Annotated in this window: 22 protein-coding genes; 7 read left to right on the top strand and 15 right to left on the bottom strand. The window is 44.1% G+C overall.

The window, feature by feature from the left end; genetic code table 11:
* Positions 1-5 precede the first annotated feature (5 nt).
* Positions 6-2057: a M3 family metallopeptidase gene (locus tag ACI351_RS06735; RefSeq protein WP_439734485.1), complete on the top strand. Its 2052-nt coding sequence runs from the start codon at positions 6-8 to the stop codon at positions 2055-2057.
* 117 nt (positions 2058-2174) lie between these two features.
* Here ACI351_RS06735 and rfaD read toward each other — a convergent pair whose 3' ends face one another.
* The 6 genes from rfaD to ACI351_RS06705 form a co-directional block, all read right to left on the bottom strand.
* Entirely contained in the window at positions 2175-3161 is a 987-nt protein-coding gene (gene rfaD / locus ACI351_RS06730) for an ADP-glyceromanno-heptose 6-epimerase (RefSeq protein ID WP_439734484.1), read from the bottom strand.
* A gap of 204 nt (positions 3162-3365) precedes the next feature.
* Complete coding sequence (locus tag ACI351_RS06725) at positions 3366-4595, bottom strand: hypothetical protein (protein ID WP_439734483.1); 1230 nt, start codon at positions 4593-4595, stop codon at positions 3366-3368.
* Between the two features lie 116 nt (positions 4596-4711).
* Positions 4712-5908 (bottom strand): tetratricopeptide repeat protein, encoded by a 1197-nt coding sequence (locus ACI351_RS06720; protein WP_439734482.1) that lies wholly within the window; start codon positions 5906-5908, stop codon positions 4712-4714.
* On the bottom strand, positions 5908-7197 hold the full coding sequence (gene serS, locus ACI351_RS06715; protein ID WP_439734481.1) for a serine--tRNA ligase: 1290 nt from the start codon (positions 7195-7197) through the stop codon (positions 5908-5910). The genes ACI351_RS06720 and serS overlap by 1 nt, the downstream gene beginning before the upstream one ends.
* A 10-nt stretch (positions 7198-7207) precedes the next feature.
* Positions 7208-7459 (bottom strand): hypothetical protein, encoded by a 252-nt coding sequence (locus ACI351_RS06710; protein WP_439734480.1) that lies wholly within the window; start codon positions 7457-7459, stop codon positions 7208-7210.
* Complete coding sequence (locus ACI351_RS06705) at positions 7456-8136, bottom strand: CsgG/HfaB family protein (protein WP_439734479.1); 681 nt, start codon at positions 8134-8136, stop codon at positions 7456-7458. The genes ACI351_RS06710 and ACI351_RS06705 overlap by 4 nt, the downstream gene beginning before the upstream one ends.
* Before the next feature lie 53 nt (positions 8137-8189).
* Between ACI351_RS06705 and ACI351_RS06700 the strand changes: the two genes are divergently transcribed.
* From ACI351_RS06700 to ACI351_RS06680, 5 genes are all read left to right on the top strand, one after another.
* Entirely contained in the window at positions 8190-8786 is a 597-nt protein-coding gene (locus ACI351_RS06700) for a KdsC family phosphatase (protein WP_439734478.1), read from the top strand.
* Positions 8787-8829: 43 nt separating this feature from the next.
* Entirely contained in the window at positions 8830-9447 is a 618-nt protein-coding gene (locus tag ACI351_RS06695; protein ID WP_439734477.1) for an outer membrane protein, read from the top strand.
* 106 nt (positions 9448-9553) lie between these two features.
* On the top strand, positions 9554-10609 hold the full coding sequence (locus ACI351_RS06690) for a DUF1646 family protein (protein ID WP_439734476.1): 1056 nt from the start codon (positions 9554-9556) through the stop codon (positions 10607-10609).
* A 4-nt stretch (positions 10610-10613) separates the two neighbouring features.
* Complete coding sequence (locus ACI351_RS06685; protein WP_439734475.1) at positions 10614-11243, top strand: MgtC/SapB family protein; 630 nt, start codon at positions 10614-10616, stop codon at positions 11241-11243.
* A gap of 20 nt (positions 11244-11263) precedes the next feature.
* Positions 11264-12403, top strand: a complete 1140-nt coding sequence (locus tag ACI351_RS06680) for a DegT/DnrJ/EryC1/StrS family aminotransferase (RefSeq protein ID WP_439734474.1) — start codon at positions 11264-11266, stop codon at positions 12401-12403.
* A gap of 623 nt (positions 12404-13026) precedes the next feature.
* Here the strand turns inward: ACI351_RS06680 and ACI351_RS06675 are convergent.
* From ACI351_RS06675 to tpx, 9 genes are all read right to left on the bottom strand, one after another.
* Positions 13027-13929, bottom strand: a complete 903-nt coding sequence (locus ACI351_RS06675) for a ParB/RepB/Spo0J family partition protein (protein WP_439734473.1) — start codon at positions 13927-13929, stop codon at positions 13027-13029.
* A gap of 1 nt (position 13930) precedes the next feature.
* Complete coding sequence (locus ACI351_RS06670; protein WP_439734472.1) at positions 13931-14764, bottom strand: ParA family protein; 834 nt, start codon at positions 14762-14764, stop codon at positions 13931-13933.
* A gap of 105 nt (positions 14765-14869) precedes the next feature.
* Positions 14870-15838: a signal peptidase I gene (gene lepB / locus ACI351_RS06665; RefSeq protein WP_439734471.1), complete on the bottom strand. Its 969-nt coding sequence runs from the start codon at positions 15836-15838 to the stop codon at positions 14870-14872.
* A gap of 31 nt (positions 15839-15869) precedes the next feature.
* A complete protein-coding gene (locus ACI351_RS06660; RefSeq protein ID WP_439734470.1) occupies positions 15870-16994 on the bottom strand; it encodes a glycosyltransferase in 1125 nt (374 codons plus the stop codon).
* A 132-nt stretch (positions 16995-17126) separates the two neighbouring features.
* Entirely contained in the window at positions 17127-17288 is a 162-nt protein-coding gene (rd, locus tag ACI351_RS06655; protein ID WP_439734469.1) for a rubredoxin, read from the bottom strand.
* A 28-nt stretch (positions 17289-17316) separates the two neighbouring features.
* Positions 17317-17829 carry a flavin reductase family protein gene (locus tag ACI351_RS06650; protein WP_439734468.1) on the bottom strand — a complete coding sequence of 171 codons (513 nt, stop codon included), beginning with the start codon at positions 17827-17829 and terminating at the stop codon, positions 17317-17319.
* 15 nt (positions 17830-17844) lie between these two features.
* Positions 17845-19041, bottom strand: a complete 1197-nt coding sequence (locus ACI351_RS06645) for an FprA family A-type flavoprotein (RefSeq protein WP_439734467.1) — start codon at positions 19039-19041, stop codon at positions 17845-17847.
* A 37-nt stretch (positions 19042-19078) separates the two neighbouring features.
* Positions 19079-19465, bottom strand: coding sequence for a desulfoferrodoxin (locus ACI351_RS06640; protein ID WP_439734466.1), 387 nt, complete (start codon positions 19463-19465; stop codon positions 19079-19081).
* 15 nt (positions 19466-19480) lie between these two features.
* A complete protein-coding gene (tpx, locus tag ACI351_RS06635) occupies positions 19481-19987 on the bottom strand; it encodes a thiol peroxidase (protein ID WP_439734465.1) in 507 nt (168 codons plus the stop codon).
* Positions 19988-20311: 324 nt separating this feature from the next.
* Between tpx and dnaA the strand changes: the two genes are divergently transcribed.
* Positions 20312-21697 carry a chromosomal replication initiator protein DnaA gene (gene dnaA, locus ACI351_RS06630; protein ID WP_439734464.1) on the top strand — a complete coding sequence of 462 codons (1386 nt, stop codon included), beginning with the start codon at positions 20312-20314 and terminating at the stop codon, positions 21695-21697.
* Positions 21698-21783: the final 86 nt, after the last annotated feature.

Raw genomic sequence — 21783 nt, 5'->3', positions numbered from 1 at the left:
TAACTATGAAAAAAATGATAATGAGTTTGGCAGCGGTTACGCTGCCGTGTGCCGTTTTTGCCGGCGCGTATGGGGAGATGTTTAAAAACGGCAATCTCCGTTTTGATTATACCCCGCAGGAAATTTCCGCTTTGGAAGAACAAGCGTCTACAGAGCTTTCTCAAAATTTAAATTTTTTGGTGAGTATTCCCGCCGAAGATCGGGATTTTGACAATACCGTCCGCGCATTGGAAAATGCATATACGGCGTATTGGTTCGTGCCGAAAAATTTGTCACTTTTGGCGTATTTTCATAAAGATAGTGCCGTACGCGAAGCGGCAGCCGCGCTGGAACCGAAAGGCAGCCAAGTCAAGGCGAGTGTTTTCTCCCGCAAAGATGTATACCGTGCATTGAAAGAATTTGCAGACACTAAACCGTCTCTTTCGCACGAAGACGCGCGGCTGCTCATCAAATGGCTGGAACGGTATGAACGCGCCGGAATGGCGCTGTCCGGCCAAGATGCGGCCGAGTATGCTAAACTAAACGAAGAACGTCTGGCTAAAATCACAAAATATAACGTCAATTTGAACAATTATAAAGACGAATTGGCCGTCACGCGCGGTGAACTGGAAGGAATGAGCGACACTTTTATCAACCGCCTTGCACGTACGGAGGACGGCAAGTATATCGTTACGTTAAAATATCCGGACTATAATCCGTTTATGGCTTCTGCCAAGAGCGAAAAAGCGCGCAAAGCGCTGCAAGAAAAATTTGCGCGCCGCGGCGGAAAAGAAAACGTAAAATTACTTGAAGATACGCTTGAGCTGCGCCGCAAACAGGCCGCACTCTTGGGCTACAAACAATATCCCGATTACGTACTGCCCGTGCGTATGGCGAAAAATTATCAAAATTTGGAAAAATTTTTGAAAAATATCCAAACTAAAATTACGCCGCTGGCGCAGGCGGAGCTGAATGCGTATTTGAAATTAAAAGAAGAACAAACGGGTAAAAAAGCCAAAGAAATGACGGCGTGGGAGCTGCCTTATTGGAGCAATGAATACAAGAAACGAAATTTCCAAGTTGATGACGAAAAAATTAAAGAATACTTCCCGGTACAAACGGTAATAGACGGAATGTTTGAAGTATTCGGCAATTTATTTGGCGTAACGTTTACCCAAACACAGCTGCCCGTCTGGCACGGGGATGTAATCGTCTATCAGATTAAAGATAAAAAAACGGACGGACTGATTTCCAATTTTTATATGGATTTGTTTCCGCGCGACGGTAAATATACTCACGCCGCCACATGGAGTTTTGTAGACCGTTTTGAATTGCCCGACGGCACGATGCAGACGCCTTCGGTGGTGATCGCGGCCAACTTTACCCCCGCCGGAAATGGTGTGCCGCCGCTCCTCACGCACGGGGAAGTGGAAACGTTATTCCACGAATTTGGCCACGTGCTGCAGATGTCTATGGCCTCGTCCAAATACGCTACGCTGACGGGCGATAATGTAGCGTGGGATTATATTGAAACACATTCCCAACTTTTGGAAAATTGGGCGTGGCAGCCCGAGGTGCTGAAAAAAATTTCTTCGCATTATCAAACGGGCGAACAGCTGCCCGATGAGATGATTGCTTCTTTGGTCAAATCTAAAAATGCGGGTGTGGCGCAGGGATTTATCCGCCAGAATTTTTTGGGTCAGTTTGACGTTGCCGCCCACGCGGCCCAAAAGCGTGTGGATACGACCAAGTTATACAGCAAAATGATGAAAGAAATTACCGGCATACCAATGACGGCCGGCACATATCCGCAGGCCTCTTTCGGGCACATTATGTCGCTGACGGATCCGTATGATGTGGGCTATTACGTATATGCGTGGTCTTTGGTAATTGCCGAGGATATCTTCAGTAAGTTTGAAGAGCAGGGTCTGTTTAACGAAGAGTTGGGCGCCAACTTACGGACGTACATTTATACCCCGGGCACGGTGTATGATGAAAACGAAATGGTAGAAAAATTTTTAGGCCGTCCGTATAACGACCAAGCATTTTTAAAAAATTTGGGCGTAATGGAAAAATAGTTTCGTCCGGTTTGTTTCATAAAAACACGGACCTTGGGCCTGCGTGTTTTGCGAATACTTTGTGGAATACCCCGAGTTTGCACTCGGGGTATTTCACAAAATGGAATCTTTCCGCTGTTACAGATAGGGATCTTCTTGGTTTAAGTAGTCTTGTACGTACAGCCGTACGCCTTCCTCAAGCGGCGTCATCGGTTCTTTATAACCCGCTTCGCGCAGTTTGGTAATGTCGGCCTTGGTATAATACTGATATTTACCGCGAAGTTCCTCGGGCATTTCTTTAAATATAATTTTGGGTTCTTTTCCCATCGCTTTCCAAGCGGCGGCCGCCAAATCGTAAAACGAGCGTGCTTCTCCCGCGCCAACGTTAAACAACCCGTTGACTTCGGGATGCTCTAACAGCCATACAATCACATTGACGATATCGCCCACCCATACAAAATCGCGCATCTGTTGTCCGTCGGCATATTTAGGATTGTAGGATTTGAACAATTTAACTGCATTGTCCGCTTTGATATCCGGAAAAATGTGCGCAACTACGCTCTTCTGCCCGCCCTTGTGATATTCATTGGGACCGTATACGTTAAAAAATTTAAGGCCCGCATATTGCTTTGGCGTTTTGCGGCCTTCGGCAATTTCCCGCGCCACTTTCCGGTCGAAGAAGGCTTTGCTCCATCCGTAGGGATTTAACGGCCGCAAGGCCTTTAAGTATTCCAGCGTTTCTTCGTCTTTAAAACCGTTTTCCCCGCTTCCGTAAGTGGCCGCGGAAGAAGCGTAAATAAATTGTTTATTAAAATCACGGCAGAATTCCCATAATTTCCACGTAAGCTGTTGGTTGCTGCGGACGATCAAATCCACGTCTTTTTCGGTGGTAGTTGAAATTGCCCCCATGTGAATGACAGCGGTAATTTCCGATTCGTGCTTAATAAGGAACTCATCCAGATCTTCCGGAAGCACAATGTATGCCAATTCCCGCTTGGCGATATTTTTCCATTTGTCCTCCTGCCCCAGCCAATCTGTTACAACTAAATCTTTGTATCCTTTTTCTTCAAGTCCTTTTAAAATGTTTGAGCCAATAAATCCGGCTCCACCTGTTACAATAATCATAAGACCTCCTAAATCACGGGAAAATTTCTATTCATATGCTACTGCTAAAAGCTATTTTATATTCTACCGTTTTAATACGCGGAAAGAAAAGATTTTTGCTAAAACGGACAGTATGCCACCATCGCGCGTTTCGTCTTGCATAAAAATCCCCTGTTTTGCACAGGGGAAAATAGATTATTTTAACAGCCAGTTTTAGACTTTCTTTTAATGGATCCAACCATATTTCTGTTTTAAGAAATAATAAGTGTCGAGGCGTTTCCACAGCCATTCGGCAAAATGCTCTTCATCGTCTCCAATGCATATTCCTCCGTCAAAACCGTCTTCAAAAAATTCCTCCTTGTACCAAGGCATATTGGATACGGCTATCACAGATCCCTCATATCCGTTTGCCCGCAAATTACGAACCAAGTAGCGTCCGCCTCCGTTTGGCATAACAATATCGGTTAAAATCAAATCGTATTTATTATAGTCGCTGTTTAAGAAAGCTTCTGGGTCAGGTTTCAGGTAATCAATCTCCCATCCGTCCAACTTATGCTGTTGTTTCATCTTTTTCAAATCGTTAATGGCCAGTGCGTCATCCTGCAAGAGGGCGACGCGTAAATTTTCCGGTAAGAATCCGCGTTTTACTGCACCCGTAAAAAGCCCTTTCATATATTTCCAACTTAATTTATGGAAAGCCAACGGACTTTTTACTTTGTAATTAATTCGCAAATGAAACTCGGGACTATCATATACATGATTGTCTCTGCGCGACACAACCGGCACCGTTATTTCCTCCAACGGTTCATACATTCCCGACCCCAGCATAGAATAAAATTTTTGGGCTTTTAACAAATAAACTTTCATTTCCGACAAGGCGGGAGCCTTCCCCCATAACACTTGCGCTTTTTCTACTAATACGAGACTATTGGAAATTTCATCCAGCATCTGACGGATTTGTGCGGGGAGCAAATACTCCGCTTCCGAGGTTCCCAAATAATAAATTTGGGGCCCTATCTGAGCGGATAATTGCTGGATAGACTCTACCGCTTCCATCCATCTTCTTTCTGCCTGCGCCAATTGTGCGGGAGCCAATCTCGTTAAAACGGCACCTTTGCTCCCCAAATCCCATTCGTGTGTTTCCGCCGCCTTCGGCTCGGGCATAACACTCCAGTCTGCTTTCACTCTGTTTTCACGCATTTGTAACGCCGCCTGATGCAGCTGCTTGCGGGACAAGGTGTTAATTGTGTTTGCCTTCTCTAATGCGCGCATTCCCCGAGCCGTTGAAATACTCGCCTTCGTCGCACTAGTTGCCACGGCCCCCGATGCAACGGACGATACGTGAGGCAATACTTTTCCAGTTTTCAAGATTTTTGCTCCGTTTTTAACCACAGGTTGAGCGCAAACAGGAAAACTGATCACAAAACCTAATATATAGATAAAGTTAAATTTCATATGATCCTCTTGCTATTATTATAATAGAAATTAGATATAAAACAAGAGATTAGGAATCAACATCTTCACTAAATGGTCCCTGCGGTATGGCAGAAATGTTAGTTTTCCCCCAACTATTATAACGGGGGCAGCGGCCCGACGTCGCCGTTTTTGGGCAACGCGTACGGATTCTTTAATAATGATTTCGCCGCTTCGTCAAAGCCCCATTTATCTTTAAAAGTAAGCACATACTTATATTGTTTTACCGCGTCTTCGCGGCGGCCCAATAAATCGTACACCTGTCCCAAGCGAAACTCATTCCACAAACCCCAACGGCTTACTTCCTGCCCTTTTAAGGCTTCGCGGCCCTCTTCGAACACTTCGCGCGCTTTATCAAAATTACCTTTTGCCATTTGCACCGTACCAAGCGCGGTATACGCGCGGGCAATATAAATATCTTTATAAAAAGGGTCCTTGCCAATCAATTCCAAAAACCGCCCTGCTTGCGCGGTTACGTTGTCGTAATCGCCCGTTTCGTACAGGCAGATGACTTCCACATAGTGCATCAGCGGATTTTTGGGATATTTGGCGCGCAGTTCGCGGATATATTCCAACGATTTAGCCGGATTATAGTATTTGCTGTTGCGCGTGTTTTGGACTTCAATTAAAATCAGTTTTGCGCTGTCTGACGTAAACATCGCTTTTTCGCGCGCCGCGTTTAGCTGTTTTACGCCCTCGTCCGGATTGCCTTTAATGGCCACAATTTTGGCCAACACCTTAATTACGGACGGCAGCGTGCCTGCGTAATACTGGTAAATGCCAAGGCCGAAATACGCATCGTAATAAGTAGGATCAAGCACTAAAGAGCGTTCCAAATTTTTAATGGCTTTACGCCCCGAAAAATAAGCCGTTATCCAACTGCGGTTGCGCATAGAAAACATTGCGCGAAGCCCGTACAGTGCGCCAATCCCCATATAGGCATTGGGGTCGTCCGGATGTTGTTTAATCCAGCGTTTTATGCCGCTAATAGAATCGTCCAAAATTTTTTCGAATACTTTGCGTTGTTTGTCATCGCTCGTTTCAAATTCGTATTCGTAGCGGGACCACGCAATCATCGCATTTCCGAAATGGGCAAACGGATGGTCGGGATATTGGGCAAACACTTGAGCAATATTTTTATCGGCCGTTTCAAAATCCAAGCTGTACACGCCGTTAATGCCTTCCGTGGCAGACGCCATTACATCCGGCGGCAGCTGTATTTCCGCGCGCGCAGGCAAAACGGCGGCGGATGCCAATAAGCATCCTGCCGCCAGCACACAAATAAATTTGCGCATTATTTTTTAGCCTCGATTTTGTCTTTGCCAAAGTACGGACGCAACGCCTCCGGAATGATAACGGATCCGTCCGCCTGCTGGAAGTTTTCCAAAATGGCAGCGAACGTACGCCCTACAGCAAGGCCGCTTCCGTTAAGCGTGTGTACGTATTCCTGTTTACCTTGGGCGTTTTTGAAGCGCAGCCCCATACGGCGGGCTTGAAAGTCTAAGCAGTTGGAACAGGAGGAAATTTCGCGGAATCTGTTTTCGCTGGGCATCCACACTTCAATATCGTACGTTTTGGCGGACGAAAAGCCGATGTCCCCGCTGCACAGCTCCACCACGTGGTACGGAATTTTAAGGGCCTTTAAAACGTCCTGCGCGTCTGACACCATAATTTCCAGCATTTTGTACGAATCTTCTGGTTTGGACAGCATTACAAGTTCCACTTTATCAAATTGATGGTTACGAATAAGCCCGCGCGTATCTTTGCCGTACGTACCCGATTCTTTGCGGAAGCACGGTGAATACGCCGTTAATTTTATCGGCAGTTCCGCTTCCGGCACCACACGGATACGGTTTAAGTTCGTCAGCGGAATTTCCGCGGTGGAAATTAAAAATTGTTTCGGTTCTCCCGTTAGTTCGTACATATCCTCGCGAAATTTAGGCAGTTGTCCGGTACCGATTAAAATATCTTCGTTTACAATAACGGGAGGCAACACTTCGGTATACCCCTTTTGGGCGTGCAAATCGAGCATAAACGAAATAATCGCACGTTCCAAGCGGGCGCCGTCGCCTTTAAAAAGCGCAAAGCGGCTGCCGGACAGTGCGGCGGCAGCTTCAAAATCCAAAATACCGAGTTTTTCGCCTATAGACTGATGATCCAACGGCTTAAAATCAAATTTGGGAAGAGGAAGGGAACAAGCAATATATTCCGGATTATCCGCGTCCGACACCCCCACCGGAATTTTTTCGTTGGGCATATTGGGAATAGATAAAAGTAAATTGTCAATTTCCGCTTTGAGGGGTTCCATTTCGGCTTCTTTGGCGGCCATTTCTTCTTTTAACTTGCCCACTTCGGCCATGGCCTGTTTGGCGGCTTCGTCGCCCTGTTCTTTTTTAATTTTGCCGATGGATTTAGACATTTCGTTGCGTTTGGCGCGCAATTCTTCCACCTTGGCGAGCACCGTTTTGTAGGAAGTGTATTTCGCCAATACTTCGTCAATCTGCGCGGCCAGTTCGGGCTTGCGCAAAGACAAACGTTTTTTTACTTCTTCTGGATTTGCAACGATTTGTTTAATGTCTAACATAGATTCCTCTTTATTCTGTTTCTAACTTGATTAAATACGGTTCCGGAAATAAATGGCGGTACGGTTTAAACGTAGATACGGAATACTCCATTCCATACGTTGTTAAGAGCCGCACGCTGACGGGAGCCGATGAACTCTGCCCCGCAACCAGCGCTCCCACCACCAAAGCCAACAGTATAAAAGCCGTTTTTACGAGCGCAAAAAATGATTTAAACACAAATGCCGCCGACTGTTGGGCAAAAGTATAAGGACGCTTTTTCATCTCTCGTTCCGCCGTTTGGCAAGTTCCTTGGTAAAACTTTTGACGAGCGCGCGGGCGATGTCGTCCGCCGCGTTTAATGCGTTGGGCGAAGAAGCATCGTCCGACCCGATCCAAATAATTTCCGCCGTTTCCACGTCCACCAGTTTGGCAATGATTCCCACCCGGGCGTTAATCGTGTATTCCGTGGGTTGTACTTCAGTAGAGTGCGAAACCCGCGTACCGATGTTACGCGTATATCCTACATACGTACCGTCCGGCAGCTGCATTACGTCCTGCGTGTAAACGGGGCGCGATTCGGTGCGGCGCGTGGCAGACATTTTAAGCTCCGTCCGCGCGGGAGTATACGAGCTCATCTCCCCAATAAGTAACACATCCACACCTAAAATACGGCCGATTTCGCGCGTTGTCTCCGGCGATAAATAGCCCGATACGGAAATATGATGTTCCCGCAGCACGCTTTCCAGCTGTGCGCGTTCTACCACCTTAAATCCGGACGCGATTAAATACTTGGCAAACAAATTTTCCACGCCCTGCACTGCTCCCCATTGATTCGTAAAAGACATTACGCCAATGCGGTTCATTTGGTCGAAATCATACGTTTGGCTGATTACCGTTTTGGGTGTACAACCGCACGCATACAGGCAGAAAACTATCGCCAAGGCCAAAAGTTTCTTCATACGTTTATTATATAATTTTTGGGCATAGGGAAATAAAGGTATAATGGAAGTATATGACTAACGTTTCTCCCCTTTTTATACAAAAGGCAAAACAAATCAAACTCCTGCTGACCGATGTGGACGGCGTAATGACCAACGGCACTCTCAGCTTTTTTACCGACGCGCAGGGCCAAACGCACGAAATAAAACATTTCGATTCGCTGGACGGCATGGGCCTCATGTATTTGGCCTGGTGCGGAATTGATACGGGCATCATCTCGCGCGGTGCGAGTAATACGCTTGAGTTTTGGGCGGGCGTATTGGGTATGAAATACCTGTTTTACAATACGTCCGTAAAACACCACGCGCTTGCTTATCTGCAAAAAGAATACAACATTTCGCCCGAAGAAACCGCATTCATCGGCGACGATTTAATCGACCTCGGCGTTTTGGAACGTGTGGGCCTCCCGCTCGCAGTAGCCAACAGCGTGCCCGAAGCCAAAACGCTGGCCGTGTACACTTCCCCTTTGCAAGGAGGACGTTCCGCCGTACGTGATATTGCCGAACAAATTTTGCGCGCCCGCGGACAGTGGGACAATGTGGTGGCCGCCAATAGGGAAGGGACCTTTCAAGCCCCTAAAAATACCCCGCGTATTGTAAAAGGGTTGTAAAATTTTTACAATAATAAAGACAGTTAAAATCTTAAGGAGTCTTATGAAGAAATTATTTTTATTGTGCGCCCTGTTCGCGGCCGTTCCGGCTTTTGCGCAGGACTATTACGGCCTGCAGGAATACGGCCTTCGTAAAAACACCACCCGCATTGAATTTTACGGCGGGATGACGCTTCCCAAAGACGATTGGAAAGTGCACGGCACCGAACTCGGTACCACCGGTTGGACCGCCGGTATCGGATTCACCCGCAACCTTATACCCTTCTTTGGCTTGGGTTTAGACGCTAACTATGCGCAGCTTGGCGACGGAGATACCTTCGGCGGCTCGTATTACCGCACCGGCGTAGCAACCGGCCTTGTTACCGGACGCTTGACCCTGTTCCCTTCTCAGGCCACCCGCTTATATGTTCCGTTTGGCGTAGGTGTCGGCCATATATTCGCCCGTCAGAAAAATGCGGATGGATCCCACCTTACCACCGACAGCACCGACTTCGCGCAGATGGTGGGTCTCGGGTTGGAATTTGATATTGACGAAACCATCATCTTCGGCGTAGAAGGACGCTACTACTTAATTGAAGCTAAAAACGAATTCAAAGACGCCTTTGGTAAAAGCCGCTACCAAAATATATTGGTTATGTTAAAAATTGGCTGTCGCTTCTAATCTACACACACATAACGAAAACCCCGTCCGCTTGGACGGGGTTTTTTTGCCGTTTTTAACTAAAAAAAACATTAGAAAAATGAAAAAATGTGCGTTTACTTAGAATATGGAACAACAAATCTCTACTTTTATATTGACTCTGTTAAGCGGGCTAGTATTGGCGGTAATGATCTTGCCGTTTTTAGTACATAAAATCGAACAAGAATTGGAAATTTTCCTGCTTATATGCGGTTTATGCGCCGCAACCATATCCCGAGCGTGGAACACTCATTTGGTATGGGAAGCCTTAAAAGAACCGTGGATGATTACCGCCGCAGTATTGGTTCTCGGACTGCTGTTTAAACAATTCGGGCACCATACGGCAAGCGTTATTCATACCATAGAACAAAAAACAGGGCCAAAAATTTTTCTGTTTTTAGCGATCTTGTGTATCGGACTGTTTTCCAGTCTGCTTACTGCCATCATCGCTGCACTCTTAGCGGCAGAAATCATTAAACTGTTAAATCTCTCCTCCAAAGAAAAAATAAAATTGTCCATTTATACGTGTTTTTCCATAGGATTTGGCGCAGTGCTTACGCCTATCGGAGAACCGCTGTCCACTATTGTAGTGGCAAAACTAAAAGACGCACCTTACTTCGCCGATTTCTTTTTCCTCGCTAAACTGCTTGGCCCGTGGATAATTCCCGGGCTGTTCCTGTTTGCATTTTTAGCTATGCGTATGGGCAAAAAACCCGTTACGTTACCCGCTCAAAACGCCGCGCCAAACGAAGAAACACATAAAACCATTTTTCTCCGAGCAGGAAAAGTTTACCTTTTCGTAGCCGGCCTCGTACTGCTGGGAGAAGGATTAAAACCGCTGGCCGTACGGACAATCCCCCTCCTATCCAAATATGCGCTATACTGGCTGAATATTCTTTCGGCCGTGCTGGATAACGCCACCGTAGCCAGCATTGTCATTACACCGCAACTGCCGCACGATGTTCTGTTATTTCTGTTGATTTCTTTAGTATGCGCGGGCGGGTTGCTAATCCCGGGAAATATCCCCAACATTATCTGCGCCGCCAAACTGGAAATAAAAACACGCGATTGGCTTTTGGCAGCACTTCCCCTAGGAACCGGCCTGCTGGCTGTTTACTTTATCGTCCTCTGTATTGTATTATAAGAATATGTACGATATGCTAATTAAAATTTTCCTCGCGCTGATGCTGGGCGGCGTATTGGGCATGGAACGCCAATATCACGATAAGCCCGCCGGTTACGCCACCAACTGCCTAATTTGTTTGGGGGCAATGCTGTTTACCGTGTTATCCGAATATATGGGCGCCGCGGGGGGCGATCCCGGCCGTATTTCGGCACAAATCGTAACAGGCGTGGGTTTTATCGGCGCAGGCTCCATTCTGCGCGACGGAAACAAAATCTCCGGCTTAACCACTGCCGCAGGAGTCTGGCTGGTAGCTGCTATCGGGATGGCCGTAGGTTACGGACAGTATGTGTTGGCTGCCGTAGCAGCTGCGTCTATTCTAATCATTCAACTGGGGGTACGAAAAACTCTGCGCCTTGTCGAATTTGTTAAACATTATGAAACCATTTACTTAACGTGTGAACCTAAATGGGATGTCGTGAATACAATTACACGAAAAATTGAAAAACAAAAGGTATCCGTGTTAAAAAAAGAAGTGACAAAAATGGATAACGTATTCCACGTCAGCATCGTAGCAACCTTTACGGGACACGAATTCCAAAACATTACAAAAGAACTATTGGAAATGCCCGAAGTACACAGTTTGTATAAATAAAACAGGAGAGAAATCCGCTTATGACGGACGATATAAAACCCATACCGCTGTTTAACCTCAAAGAACAATACGAAGCTTTAAAACCCCAAATCCACCAAGCCGCCTTGGAAGCAATGGACTCTATGCACTGGCTGCTTGGCCCGCAAACCGAAAAATTCGAAGAAGAATTCGCCCGCCTTATCGGCGTGAAACATTGCATCTCCTGCTCATCGGGCGCAAGCGCGATTCAAATTGCGTTAAAAGCGGCCGGTATCGGCGAAGGAGACGAAGTCATCACTACACCGTTTACGTTCATCGCCACCACTTCCTCCATTTCCTTGACAGGAGCCAAATTCGTTTTTGCCGATATTGATCCGCACACCTATAATATAGATGTAAAAGATGTGGAACGTAAAATTACCAAAAATACCAAAGCTATTTTGCCCGTCCACCTCTACGGCTATCCGGCCGATATGGACGCTATTATGCACCTTGCCAACGAACACGGCTTAAAAGTGATTGAGGACTGCGCCCAAGCCCATCTGGCGATGGCCGACGGCGTAATGGTGGGGGGCATCGGCGATGCGGGCTGCTTTAGCTTTTATCCCAGCAAAAATTTAGGAGCCTGCGGCGATGCGGGCTGCATTACCACCAACGACGACGAACTAGCTGACGCCTGCCGTTCGCTGCGCCATAGCGGCCGCGCCAAAAACAAAGCGTACGAATATGATTTAGAAGGCTCCACTCTTCGTATGGACGAAATTCAGGCCGCTGTGTTACGCGTAAAATTGCCATACTTGCAGGAATGGACCGAAGCCCGCCGCAAGGCTGCAGCTTGGTATGCCGAAGGATTAGCCGGTGTACCCGTTCTTTTGCCTCCTACACCGTCTGTAGGGTACGACCAATCCTTCTATGTGTACACCATCCGCGCCGAAAAACGCGACGAATTACAAGCATACTTGAAAGAAAAAGGAATTGCTTCCGCTGTCTATTATCCAGTTCCCCTATATAAACAGCCCGCTTACAAACACTTGGGACTGCAACCGGAGAACTTTCCGGAAGCGGAAAAAGCCGCAAAGGAAGTGTTATCTATTCCAATGTTTCCGGAAATTACCGAAGAACAAGTGGCACGCGTATGCGAAACCATTCGGGCATTTTACGAACAAGACAGTGCCGTATGATCCAACATCTTCCACAAAATCCCGCTCTCTTAAGGGCGGGATTTTTTATAGGAAATATCCTGCGCACACCTCTCAAAAAATGGATCTCAGCGCGGCGCGCAAGGACAATCTCCCGTATACAAATATAACGTGATGATTGATTCAAAACTTAGCAATCTATTTTAGAAAAAATCTTTAACCGCGGCACAATCTCCTTGAGTAACAATTTTAAAAAATAACCCTTTTTTGCGCATTGCAAATGACGACAGAAATATTATCCTATACTTGTAAGAACGATTTAATCGGTCTTGGGGGAACCGTCCCACCCGGGCGGAACAAAGGACCAAAAGGGGATAAGCGGAACGACTAAAGAATACCTGTCGTTCCCAAACATAAACCCCGCCGAAGAGGCGGGGTTATTTTTTAATTTAAATAAATAATGAGAAAATAGCAAAGTACGGGAGAAGAAGTATAATTACCTCATAGACTATAAAATTATCCTTATTTTTTAAGTATTTTTATTTTTACTAAAACTCTCCGAGCTCATATTCGGGGAACTTACGAGCCGTATTAAAAAACACAATGGACGAAAAAATATTTTCGTCCATTGTATATAAACCGACGGTTCTAAACAATTTATTTCCTTATAACATCTTATTCTTTAAGCGGCTAGCAATGTTATCCAATTCGTCCAGCGAATGGTAGTGAATCACCAGCGTGCCTTTTCTCATATTTTTGCCATATTTCACTTCCACTTTGGTGCCTAACGCAGTTTGTAACTCATTTTCAAAAGAAGCTACTTCAGCGGGTTTACTCTCTTTTTCAGATTTTTTAGACGGGAACATCAACGCACGGGCAGCGTCCTCCGCTTGACGAACGGACATTTTGCTGCCGTACATTTTTTTAAATAAACCATCTCGTTTGGCACTATCCGTTACCATTAACAGCGCGCGTCCGTGCCCCTCGCTGATCATACCGTCCTGCAAAGCCTGTTGGATTTCCGGCTCCAAATCAAGTAAGCGCAGGGCATTAGAAATAGCTGCTTTTGATTTTCCGCAATAAGAGGCCAAATCTGTCTGCGTAATATAAAATTTACTCATTAAATTACGATATCCAAGCGCGGTTTCAATGGGATTTAAATCTTCACGCTGAATGTTTTCTATTAACGCAAGGGCACACATTTCTTTATCGCCTAGATGTTTATGGACAATTGCGTCAATTTCCTTAAGCCCCGCCAACTGCGTGGCGCGGAAACGTCGTTCCCCTACTACAATTTCGTATTTATCCAGTCCGGCATCGTACACTACCACAATCGGCTGGGTAAGACCGTGTTCTTTAATAGATTGGGAGAGTTCCTGCAATTTAGATTCGTCAAATACGCGGCGCGGCTGGAAACGGTTGGGCACGATTCTATCCACCGCAATACGCGTCACGCTGGCACCGGTAGGTTCCACCGCCTGCGCTGCCTCTTGCGTGGTCATTTGCACCACTTCTTGGGTTTGTTTAATAAGAGCGTCTAATCCCTTTCCTAAAGCCTGTCTGGACATCTCAGCCTCCAAAATCATAATTTACGGGCATTTCTCCCGTCATTTTAAAATCTTTATACATTTCCGCCTTCGCGCCTCTGCGGGTTAAAAATTCTACGGCCAACTGAATATAAGCATTTGCACCGCGGCAAGCCGGATCATAGTCAAAAATAGACTGCCCAAAACTGGGGGCTTCCGCCAAACGGATATTGCGCGGAATAGGAGTTTTGTATACCTGATTCCCAAAAAAACGGCTTACTTCCGCAAAAACTTGTTTGGATAAGTTCATACGGGCATCATACATCGTCAGCACACCGCCGTCCATTTTAAGCTGCGGGTGTAAAAATTGTTTGATTTTTGCTACCGTACTCATAAAATGGGCAAGACCTTCCATTGCATAGTATTCACATTGTACGGGAGTAATCACACTGTCTGCCGCCATCATTGCATTAAGCGTCAATAAACCTAAAGAGGGAGGACAGTCGATAATAATATAGTCATACATTTCGCGTAACGGAGCCAAGGAGTCTTTAAGCATATTTTCGCGGCCGCGGATATTAACTAACTCTACCTCCGCCCCCGCCAAGTTTTTACAAGCGGGCAGAACATCCAACATTTCACAGGAGGTTTGGCGAACAACCTGTTCAAACGGAGCTGTGCGTGTAAGTAGATGGTAAACAGATTTTTCTCCATCCGCTACATTGACACCCAAACCAGAACCGGCATTCCCCTGAGGATCAAAATCCACCAAGAGAACATCTTGATCCAAACACGCAAGCGCGTACGACAAATTGATAGAAGTAGTGGTTTTCCCTACTCCGCCCTTTTGGTTGGCAACAACGACTATTTCTCCCATAAGGCCTCCAAATAGAATATACGTATATTAAACATTAATTGAGTAGAAAAAGCAAGCGCCCCAGTATAAAAACGGGGCGCTTTTGGCTTTATTTTCACGTGAAAACTATTTAATTAAACGAATTCTGTCAAAAGGCCAATGAATAAACCAAGCTTTTCCTTTAATGTTTTCGCGCGGAATAGGACCCCAAAAACGGGAGTCGCAAGAATTATCACGATTATCTCCCATCCCAAAATAGTGATTTTCCGGCACAGTAACAGGACCAAAATTATCACGCAAATACATACCATAGTAATTATCTAATTGATGATTTTCCCATACTTGTTGATATAAATCTAAATCTTCTTCTGGTTCAAAAGGCAGCCGATCCACTTGTTCATACCGTTCATACGGCTGATGAGGTACCTTTTCCCCATTTACATATAATTGACCACCTTTTACTTCTACCCTATCTCCCCCTACCGCAATTACACGTTTTACAAAATCTCGCCCATACTGGCTATCACCACAATTAATTTGTTTTTTATCTTTTGCCGGAAAACGAAACACAATAATATCACCAGTTTTAATGGGCTGAAACTGACCAAAACGAATATCCGTCAACGGAATACGAAATCCATAAGCTGCCTTATTAACAAACAGCTGATCTCCTACTAATAGCGTATCTTGCATAGATTCGGAAGGAATTTTGAACGCTTGAATAAAAAAGAACATTACAAAAGAAGCTACAAATCCCGCAAAATAAACGGTATTTGCCCATTCTAAATCCTTTTTCATTAATTTTTCCCGTTGTTCAGGAGTTGCTTTAACAGATCCAAAATATCCCCAAATGGCGCATCCTAACGAAGCCACTACTCCCAAAGTTAGTTTAACTGGACTTATCGCTTCTCCGGATCCTCCTCCCATTACAAATAATAAAATATATATTGCACAATTTAAAATTAAAACCAGATAAGCAAAATGCCACCACCTAAATACTTTAGGAGAAGATAATTTATTATGTTTTTTCAATCTAAGTGTACACAGCGTAAAAGCATACATAATACAAGCCACTATAAATAATCGTTGTTCCATACTAACTCCTTAATTTGTTTTCACGTGAAAACTATTCTTTTTCCAGCTCATCAGTTTTCACGTGAAAACTATTTAAAAATACTTGTTGGTAAAGATGTTGATATTGTAGAGAAGAATCCGTTATCTGCTGGGAAATTAACACAGAATCCCTTTCCATTCCTTTACGCCTTTTGGTAGATAACAGTTCTGTCATAAAACAGCTAAACAGACCAATATCCCCCCCATTTACCACAAAACCATTCTTACCGTGTTCTACCCATAAAGGCATATCGCCTACATTAGAAACGATACAGGGAAGCCCTACTTGCAGTGCTTCCAATAAAGATAAAGGCAACGATTCTTCTATAGACGATAACATAAATACATCCGCCAAATTTAACCAAGCATTAATATTATGTTGTTCTCCTGCCAGTAAAACTACATCTTTTAATCCGCTTTGGAAGATAAAATGCTCCAGTTTACTGCGTTCAGTTCCTTCTCCCACAAATACTAAACGAGCCTGTGGATGTAAACGATAAACATTACAAAAAGCTTGTAAAATAGTAATGGGATTTTTTTCCGAAGCCAAACGAGCTATACTGATAAACACCGTATTATCCGGCTGATATTTATATTCAAGACGCATTTTTTCACGCAAAGAATCGTCCCGAAAAAAGACCGATTTATCCACCCCATTAGAAAGTAAAAAAACTTTATTCTTATTATACCGTTGCTGTTCTAGCAAATAACGCGATGTAGAAAAAGATTCCGCTACCGTTAACGTATCAATATCTTTTAACATTTTATCTATAAAACGGCAGAAAAAACTCTTTTTAGATAAATCAAAATGAGGGCTGGAAATTAATTTTATCCCTTTTCCAGCACAGGATAAGCGGGCAAATTGGATTCCCCGATACAACATTGCGTGTACTAAATCTGGCTGAAACAATTTTATTTCCCGTTCTAATTTTCGTACTACTCCAAAAGGAATTAATCCTGTCATTGACAGTGACACTACCTCTGCCCCGCATTGGCGCAACTCCTCCGCCACCGGTCCCAACGGTTTTAAACAAACCACTTTTACCGTATTTTTTTTAACTGTTTGAGAAACTAAAGACAGCAGCGCTTTTTCCGCACCGCCCGTGTGGGTGGAAGTAATGACATATAAAATTTTCATACTGTTATTATAGCAAGTTTCGCTTGATATATACCATAACGCCAACGGGCTTTCCTTTGATAGGAAAACCCGTTGGTGTTATGTTAAAAAATACTTAAATTTTAAGCATTTTTTTCAAAAATAGCCCAAATTTTAATTTTCAGGCTTAAACTGGTCCTTTCCTACCCCGCAAACAGGGCAAACCCAGTCTTCTTTTACATCTTCCCATTTCGTTCCGGCCGGTACTCCGTTTTCCGGATCTCCCACCGCGGGATCATACGTATAACCACAAACTTCACAAACATACTTTACCATAATTTTCCTCCCAAACTGTTTAATACACTTACGAGTGTGTTGCGCCTTTTGGCGTTTTGCCTTTAATTACGTTATGATAATACGCATACGTTAATGCTTTACCATCACGTTTCAATACGCCGGCGTCTTTTACCTCTCCAATAAACAGTGTATGTGTTCCCACATCCACTGTCTGGCAAACCTCTACTTCCATATACGAAAGCGTATGCTCCGTTACAATAGGGCATCCCAAAAACCCCGTCTTATACGGTACTTTGGATAATTTATCAAAGTTGCGCCCCGTGCGAAAACCAAACGTTCCAATAAAAGGCAGCGTAGTAGCTTCTTCCAGCGGCATAGTGGCAAAGACACGGCTTTTTAAAATCATCTCGTGGGTAAGGCTCTGTTTATTGACGGAAATAGCCACTCGGGCCGGTTCGGCGGTTACCTGAAAAACGGTATTTACAATCAGTCCGTTTTTCTTTTCTCCGTCGATAGTAGTAACGATATACAGCCCGTAGGTAATATACGTTAAACCCTGGTTAATTTCCTCAATAGACATATCTTCTCTCCCGCCTTATTTTAATTTTTCGGCGATTTTTTGGCTGACTAAAAACCCCAAATCACGGCATTGCTGTTTGATTTTATCGTTGGGAACAAACGGAGATTTTATCGCTGGAGACACCACCTCTACATTCATTCCTTCCAGCATTTTTGTCAGTTCATCCACCGGAGCGCCGTTCCAACCGTACGAACCGAAAGCTGCCCCGACAAGCCCTTTCTTGCGAAGCCCTTTTAAATAACAAAGAACATCCGCCATAGATGGGAAAATGTTACTGTTTAATACGGGCGCCCCGACAATCAGAGCTGACGCATCTAGCAGTTCGGTCACTACATCGCTGCGGTGGTTGCTGTGCATAGAAAGCTGTTTGACCGCTGTGCCGCCTTCACGCAATCCCTCGGCAATATAAGAGGCCATTTTCTCCGTGCTTCCCCACATTGTATCATAAACGATAACGGCTTTATTGTGGGGAGCCTGAGATGCCCATTTGGCGTACAAATTAATAATTTTAGACGGATCTTTACGCCAAATAAACCCATGATCCGGAGCAATCATTTTAGGAGAAAGCCCCATTTTTTGCACTTGGGCTAAGAAGCGAAGCACAATATCCGAATACGGCAAAACAATATTGGCGTAATATTTTTCCGCTTCGTACAACCATAACCGTTCTTCATTCTCATCATCAAAAAGTTTACCGGTGGCATAATGCATACCGAATACGTCATTAGTAAATAATATGTTTTCTTTTTCTAAATACGAAAACATACTGTCCGGCCAATGAAGCATACGCGCTTCCACAAACGAAATAGTATCTCCCCCTACGTCGATACGGTCTCCGGTTTTCACAATTTTCAATTTTAAATCTTGATGGAACTGGGCAGTAATATCTTTAAACCCCATATCGGATACATATACTTCTTCGGGCTGAATGGATTCCATAGCCAGCGGAAGCGCACCGGAATGGTCCATTTCCGAATGGTTGGAAATAATAATCTTAATTTTTTTGGGGTCAATGACGCTTTGAATACGCTCCATCATTTCGCCGTAAAATTCTTTTTTAACAGTATCAATCAGCGTCGGTTTTTCGCTCAGCACCAAATATGCGTTGTACGTCGTACCTCGGTTGGTGGAATAGCCGTGGAAATCGCGAATGTTCCAATCAATGGCACCCACCCAATATACTTTTTCCGAAATTTGTACAGCTTTCATCATAATATTATTTCTCCTAACTGGAAAAAGGCCCTCTAAATTAATTTTCAGCTTTCCACAAACCGTGTAAGTTGCAGTATTCGCGCGCGGTTACTTTATCGGAATCCGATTTAAAAACCGCTTCTGGTTTATCTCCCGCTTTTAAATGTTTGCGCTGCACTTTGCCGCATTGTTCGCATACCAGTTCAATCCATTCAATGTAATGAGCATCTGTCATCGGGTGTTCCACACTGCCGACTTTTACTTTATAGCCGCCTTCTATTTTTTCAATCACCGGCACGTGTTTTTCAGCCGCTCCATCGGAAATACCCTCTTCCATACGTTTCATCGGCTGGCCGCAACATACCAATTCTCCGGCTCCCGCGTGCACTACTTCTACAATATTACCGCAAACAGTACATTTATAAATTTCGTTTACTTTAGTCATATTACCACTCCCCAGTTATACTAATTTTTTTATTTCTTGCAATACAGTTTCATAATCCGGTTCTTGTGTGACTTCTTCTACAAACTGTATATATTGTATGATATCTTGCCCGTCAATTACAAATATCGCACGGGTTAATAACCCCAAATCGGAAAGAAGCACCCCGTAATCGCGCGCGAAACCAAAGTCGCGGTAGTCGGATGCGGTCACCACTTTATCCACCCCATTAGCCGCACACCAACGCGTTTGCGCAAAAGGCAGATCGCGGCTGATGGTCAATACTGCCACGTTTTCCGGCAGTTTATTTGCCTCTAAATTAAAACGGCGCGTTTCTACTTCACATATAGGAGTATCTAAAGAAGGTACGCAGGAAATAACCAAAATCTTTCCGTTGAAATCCGCTTTCGTAACCGGTTCTAATAAATTCCCTATTAGTGTAAATTCAGGCGCTTTATCCCCTTTTTTTAACTCGGTTCCGGATAGTTTTACCGGATGACCGTTCATTTTTATACTTTTTACCATCTTATTTTACCCCTTATTAATAATAATTCTTATTAATAATAGTATATCAATTATCCACCTCCTGTGCTATGGGTATTATATGAAGTTATATTCTGTTTACCACCTGTAAAAAGTAACTAGTTTAAAACGATAACAGATATAATATTTTGTGAAAATTACGTTTTTAACGCTCCAAAACATTTTAAATAGTTAGATAGCCAAAAAAAATAAAAATGTAAAAATAGCGTGTTTTTACGTATTTAAACGCTATTTTTATATTTTTTAATTGACCAAGCGTTTAATAAGTGGTATTATTTAAGAAACTATTTTTTATTTGGCGGCATTATGGTGGATAATTTACAATCTTACCCCCAGTTGGTTCCTGTTTTTAAAGATATTGAAAATATTATAGGCAAAGATACATACGATATGTGGCTCCGGCCCGCTGTGTTTGAATATAAAGAAAACACGTTGACTATTATCCTGCCAACTCCATTTTGGGGAAAAACGATTAAAGAACGATACCAATGTATTATTACGGACGCTTTTTTAAAACACTTAGGCGTGGAAATAACAATTGTCTATCAAATTGCGCCGCAAGAACCGGCTCCGGTGATTAACTCAGCACAGGATGTAATTGCCGCCTCACCCGCCGAAGTAGCTGCGCCCATACTCAAAACAGCAGTCAACAATCCGTTCCCGTCGCGGTTAAATTCTTCGTATACTTTTGATAATTTTATAGAATCCCCTTCCAACCGCTTTGCTTATAAAGCCGCCGAAGCTGCCGCCACAAAAATGGGTAACCGCGAAAATAACCCGCTTGTGATTTATTCTTCTCCCGGGCTCGGCAAAACACACTTGCTTCACGCGATAGGTAATCAAATTTTAAAAAGCAATCCGAACGCACGTGTTCTTTATATGTCGGGGGAAGAATTTGTCAGTGAATTTTTGGAATGTTTGGCCAATAAATCGTCTGACAGTTTCCGCAAAAAATACCGCGGGTTAGACTGTTTGCTGATGGATGATATTCAATTTGTTGTTGGAAAACAACACTGTTCAAGCGAATTTTTCTATACATTTAATGCGCTGTTTGAAAACCGCAAACAAATAGTGCTGTCTTCGGACCGGACACCTCAACAGTTAGAATGGGATGAACGTCTTTCCTCGCGGCTGCTATCAGGTATTATTGCAGAAATTAAACGCCCCAGCGTGGAAACTCGTATCGCCATTTTGCGCCAAAAACGCGATTCTATTAATTTTGATATCGGAGACGACGTACTTTCTTTTATTGCCGAAGGCGTACAAAGCAATATCCGTGAATTGGAAGGATCTCTGTTCCGTTTAGTAGCATATTGTGGTATGCACGGCGTCACCCCCACAATTTCTATTGCTAAAGAATTACTGGCTGATATTTTAGTTTCCGGCAATGATCTAGTTATTAATGTTAATTCCATTAAAAAAATAGTTGGCAAACGCTTTAGTATTAAGATGGAAGATTTTAATTCAAAGCGCAAAACGCAGTCTATTGCGTGGCCGCGCCAGATTGCAATGTACTTAACCACAGAGCTGACGGATATGTCCTTGCCGGAAATCGGCAGGGAATTCAACCGTGACCACAGTACCGTTGTACACGCACGGGATGTGGTAAAAGAAAAAGTAGAAGCTGATCCATTTTTTGCAGCAGAAATCAACCAGCTTATTTTGGACATTAAAGCTGTGGATAACAAGTAAAAAACAGTGGATAAACTTCCGTAAAAAGACGGACTGTAGAGGATAATATTTTCGGTAGTGCATGGTGTGGATAAAAGAATCAGGTT

The sequence above is a fragment of the Candidatus Avelusimicrobium sp. genome (genome assembly GCF_051874775.1).
Lineage (GTDB): Bacteria > Elusimicrobiota > Elusimicrobia > Elusimicrobiales > Elusimicrobiaceae > Avelusimicrobium.
The sequence above is the reverse complement of the archived record's forward strand: the minus strand, read 5'-3'. Positions and strand labels throughout refer to the sequence as shown.

What these genes read in the sequence shown, in the direction of transcription:
- tpx (WP_439734465.1), bottom strand. Translation starts at nt 19,987, where the DNA reads ATGGTAAAAAGTATAAAAATGAACGGTCATCCGGTAAAACTATCCGGA.
- lepB (WP_439734471.1), bottom strand. Translation starts at nt 15,838, where the DNA reads ATGGAACAACGATTATTTATAGTGGCTTGTATTATGTATGCTTTTACG.
- ACI351_RS06650 (WP_439734468.1), bottom strand. Translation starts at nt 17,829, where the DNA reads ATGTCTATTGAGGAAATTAACCAGGGTTTAACGTATATTACCTACGGG.
- ACI351_RS06725 (WP_439734483.1), bottom strand. Translation starts at nt 4,595, where the DNA reads ATGAAATTTAACTTTATCTATATATTAGGTTTTGTGATCAGTTTTCCT.
- rfaD (WP_439734484.1), bottom strand. Translation starts at nt 3,161, where the DNA reads ATGATTATTGTAACAGGTGGAGCCGGATTTATTGGCTCAAACATTTTA.
- ACI351_RS06660 (WP_439734470.1), bottom strand. Translation starts at nt 16,994, where the DNA reads ATGAAAATTTTATATGTCATTACTTCCACCCACACGGGCGGTGCGGAA.
- ACI351_RS06685 (WP_439734475.1), top strand. Translation starts at nt 10,614, where the DNA reads ATGTACGATATGCTAATTAAAATTTTCCTCGCGCTGATGCTGGGCGGC.
- ACI351_RS06700 (WP_439734478.1), top strand. Translation starts at nt 8,190, where the DNA reads ATGACTAACGTTTCTCCCCTTTTTATACAAAAGGCAAAACAAATCAAA.
- dnaA (WP_439734464.1), top strand. Translation starts at nt 20,312, where the DNA reads ATGGTGGATAATTTACAATCTTACCCCCAGTTGGTTCCTGTTTTTAAA.
- ACI351_RS06695 (WP_439734477.1), top strand. Translation starts at nt 8,830, where the DNA reads ATGAAGAAATTATTTTTATTGTGCGCCCTGTTCGCGGCCGTTCCGGCT.
- serS (WP_439734481.1), bottom strand. Translation starts at nt 7,197, where the DNA reads ATGTTAGACATTAAACAAATCGTTGCAAATCCAGAAGAAGTAAAAAAA.
- ACI351_RS06710 (WP_439734480.1), bottom strand. Translation starts at nt 7,459, where the DNA reads ATGAAAAAGCGTCCTTATACTTTTGCCCAACAGTCGGCGGCATTTGTG.
- ACI351_RS06690 (WP_439734476.1), top strand. Translation starts at nt 9,554, where the DNA reads ATGGAACAACAAATCTCTACTTTTATATTGACTCTGTTAAGCGGGCTA.
- ACI351_RS06645 (WP_439734467.1), bottom strand. Translation starts at nt 19,041, where the DNA reads ATGATGAAAGCTGTACAAATTTCGGAAAAAGTATATTGGGTGGGTGCC.
- rd (WP_439734469.1), bottom strand. Translation starts at nt 17,288, where the DNA reads ATGGTAAAGTATGTTTGTGAAGTTTGTGGTTATACGTATGATCCCGCG.
- ACI351_RS06705 (WP_439734479.1), bottom strand. Translation starts at nt 8,136, where the DNA reads ATGAAGAAACTTTTGGCCTTGGCGATAGTTTTCTGCCTGTATGCGTGC.
- ACI351_RS06680 (WP_439734474.1), top strand. Translation starts at nt 11,264, where the DNA reads ATGACGGACGATATAAAACCCATACCGCTGTTTAACCTCAAAGAACAA.
- ACI351_RS06720 (WP_439734482.1), bottom strand. Translation starts at nt 5,908, where the DNA reads ATGCGCAAATTTATTTGTGTGCTGGCGGCAGGATGCTTATTGGCATCC.
- ACI351_RS06675 (WP_439734473.1), bottom strand. Translation starts at nt 13,929, where the DNA reads ATGTCCAGACAGGCTTTAGGAAAGGGATTAGACGCTCTTATTAAACAA.
- ACI351_RS06640 (WP_439734466.1), bottom strand. Translation starts at nt 19,465, where the DNA reads ATGACTAAAGTAAACGAAATTTATAAATGTACTGTTTGCGGTAATATT.
- ACI351_RS06670 (WP_439734472.1), bottom strand. Translation starts at nt 14,764, where the DNA reads ATGGGAGAAATAGTCGTTGTTGCCAACCAAAAGGGCGGAGTAGGGAAA.
- ACI351_RS06735 (WP_439734485.1), top strand. Translation starts at nt 6, where the DNA reads ATGAAAAAAATGATAATGAGTTTGGCAGCGGTTACGCTGCCGTGTGCC.